Genomic DNA, 2,928 nt, shown 5'->3' on the forward strand with positions numbered 1-2,928 from the left:
GATGTAGTCGCCGTCGGCGACCCGGTCGAGTTCGGCCTTGATCTCGTCGGGGTAGGTGTACTGGACGTCCTTGCCCGGCGTCATGAAACTCGCGACGAGCATGCCGTTGAGCGGTTTCGGCGGGTAGGTCTGCGGGACGCCGAAGATGAGGGAGGGCATGCGCTGCCGCGAGAGGTAATTCCACACTGTCTTCGCCTTGACGTACTTGGCGTTGGCGATGTAAAGGTCTTCGTAGCCGTAGCTGCGGCGGTTGCGGAAGCCGTAGAGCCCGAGCATGCCGGGATCCTGCGAGGTCATCATGCAGGTCCAGGCGGGCACGGTGATCGGCGGCACCGTCGAGCGCAGCTTGCCCCACACGCCCTGCTTCATGAGCGATGAAAGGACGGGCAGTTCGTCGCGCCACTGGTCGAAGACGAACTGCGGCGTGGCGCAGTCGAGGCCGAAGACGAGGAGCTTGCTTCCGCTTGCGGTCATCGGGCCGGTTCCGCTCCCTCGTGGGGGGCTTCCATCAGGACGCGCGCGACCTCGGGCCGCGTGAACTCGGGGGGCGGCATCTCGCCGCGCGCCAGCATCTCCCTGACCTGCGTCCCGCTGAGGAAGACGTGGTCATCCTGGCCGTGCGGGCACGTCTTGGTCGAGGCCATGTTGCCGCAGCGCTTGCAGAAGAAGGCGTGGTCGAAGAATAGGGGCGTGATGCCGATCTCGGCGGGGTCGAACTCGCGGAAGATGTACTGGGCATCATACGTGCCATAGTACTTGCCGACGCCGGCGTGGTCGCGCCCGACGATGAGGTGCGTGCAGCCGTAGTTCTTGCGCACCGCGGCGTGGAAGATCGCCTCGCGCGGGCCGGCGTAGCGCATCGCCGCCGGGAACACGGAGATTGCGACACGATCCTTGGGGTAGTAGTTCTCCATCAGCGTGAGGTAGCAGCGCATCCGCACCTCGGCCGAGATGTCGTCGCTCTTGGTCTCTCCCATCAGCGGATGGATGAGCAGCGCGTCCACAATTTCCAGGGCGCACTTCTGGAGGTACTCGTGCGCGCGGTGGATGGGGTTGCGGGTCTGGAACGCGGCGATCGTATTCCAACCGCGGACCTTGAACAGGACGCGCGTCTCCTTGGGGTCGAGGCGGAAGTTGTTGAAGTCGCTGTGCTGAGGCCGGCTGACCACGGAGACGCGGCCGCCGAGATAGACGCCGCCGATCGTGGCGAGGTACTGGACGCCGGGATGCGCATCGTCGGCGGTCTGGAGCACCATCTTGGCCTCGTGCTCCTTGTCCACCTCGTACTTCTCCTCGAGGTGGAGCACGCCGAGCAGGCCACCCTCTTCGCCGTACAGGGCGATGTCCGAGCCCTCGGCATATTCCCCGCCGTCGCCTTCCTTGACTGCGAGGGTGATCGGGATCGCCCAGGGCAGGCCTTTGGCGAGGCGCATGTTGTCGAGGACGCTCGTGTAGTCGTCGAGGCACATGAAGCCCTCGAGGGGGCTCATGGCGCCGGTGGAGATCATCTCGAGGTCGCTCTGCTCGCGGCTGTTGAGCACGAGCCGCGGGAGATCGGGGGCGCGTCGTTCCAGCGCCTCCTTCTCCTTGCCGACGACTATCCGGTCAACCAGCCTTCCGCCGTGTGGCGCAATCATAGACTCTCCGTCCTTACCTATCGTGTACAGAGCCTGCGGGTATTGCCGGTGCTGCAGCAATGCCCGCAGACTCTTCCGGACGAGGTCCGTCTTCGGCGCCGCCATGCCTGGCGTCCTTCCCCATTGCACGGACCTCGATAGGGGCAGAAACTGTATCTTCTCGCCCAGAAGGGGAAATCCCTCGCGTGCGGCCGTCGGCGCCGGAGCGCCGTGCTCGAAGCACGCCGGCCGGCGCCGGAGCGAGCGGACCCAAAGCGCATACCGCTGTTTCATTATATCCAATGCGAGGGAGGCGGGCAAGCCCGGAGGTGGGCGGCGGAGAGTGTGAATCTCAAGCGCTGGTACCGGCGAGGCACTTGTAGGGCTGGCCCTCTGCCGCCCGCGACATCCGGATACCAACCGCCGAGGACGCCGAGTGCGCGGAGACGGATTCATCCACAGATGGCTAGGGCCGCGAATCCCGGACCGCCACAGCGGCCCGACCTATCGGGCCTAGCCGTTACAAGGATTCGGCGGATGGGCGCCGATTCGCGTTTCGTAGGGGCGGCCCTCTGCGGCCGCCCGGTCACCTCACGCCGTGGCGGATGGGATGGCGGGGCGGGGTGGAAACACAGCGACCGCGATGACTGTGGGCGCGCACTCGGCACGGTGTTGAGCAGAAACGGCGAGCGCCCCGCGTCCATCCGCTCACGGGAGCTAAGTCGTGTGTCCGCGAAAGCACGCAGTACGTGTCACTGGCGCAAATAGGTGAGTGTTCCTGGTTGTCGCCAGACTCGTCCCCGCCGAATCCTTTGTCTTCTCGCTCACGAGTCAAGTCTCATGTCGCTGACATTGCCGCGACTCTCGGATTACCCCCCAGAACAGGTAGAGCAACAACGCGGCCCATCCCGCCTGTAAGAGCAACGGGAGGCGGTAGTGGAGCCACACCTCGATGAGCGGCAGCCCGATCGCAAACGCAGCTACGGCAGCGCGGAGGGCCCAAGTGTCGAGGCGCCCTTTTCGCAGCACTCCACGTCTGCAGAGAAGGTTGACCAGGCGAGGAGCCGCCAGAGCAAGCACAACCAGAAGGACACCGGCGCATACCGCCCAGACGGGAGTGCGCTCACCGAGCCATCTTGCTCCTGGCAACAGTGGCGCCAACGCAACAAGGGCCAGCCACCCAAGTACGACCAGGATCACCAGCGCGAGCAAGAGGTGGCGCCCAGCCCATCTAAGTCTGGAATGCGGTTCACTGCTGCACACAGCGCGTGCACCTACTCATGCAAACCAACGATTGTCCGGCTACCCATGC

Annotated in this window: 2 protein-coding genes; both read right to left on the reverse strand. The window is 65.1% G+C overall.

The genetic code is table 11. The annotated features are described in order from the left end of the window. The coding region (locus tag JSV65_14800; GenBank protein UCH33817.1) for an alkaline phosphatase family protein at nt 1–474 on the reverse strand (474 nt) is incomplete at its 3' end. Next, nucleotides 471–1,637 (reverse strand): sulfate adenylyltransferase, encoded by a 1,167-nt coding sequence (sat, locus tag JSV65_14805; GenBank protein ID UCH33818.1) that lies wholly within the window; start codon nt 1,635–1,637, stop codon nt 471–473. The genes sat and JSV65_14800, both read right to left, overlap by 4 nt. Nucleotides 1,638–2,928: the final 1,291 nt, after the last annotated feature.

This window comes from Armatimonadota bacterium (genome assembly GCA_020354555.1).
In the GTDB taxonomy this organism is placed as follows: domain Bacteria; phylum Armatimonadota; class Hebobacteria.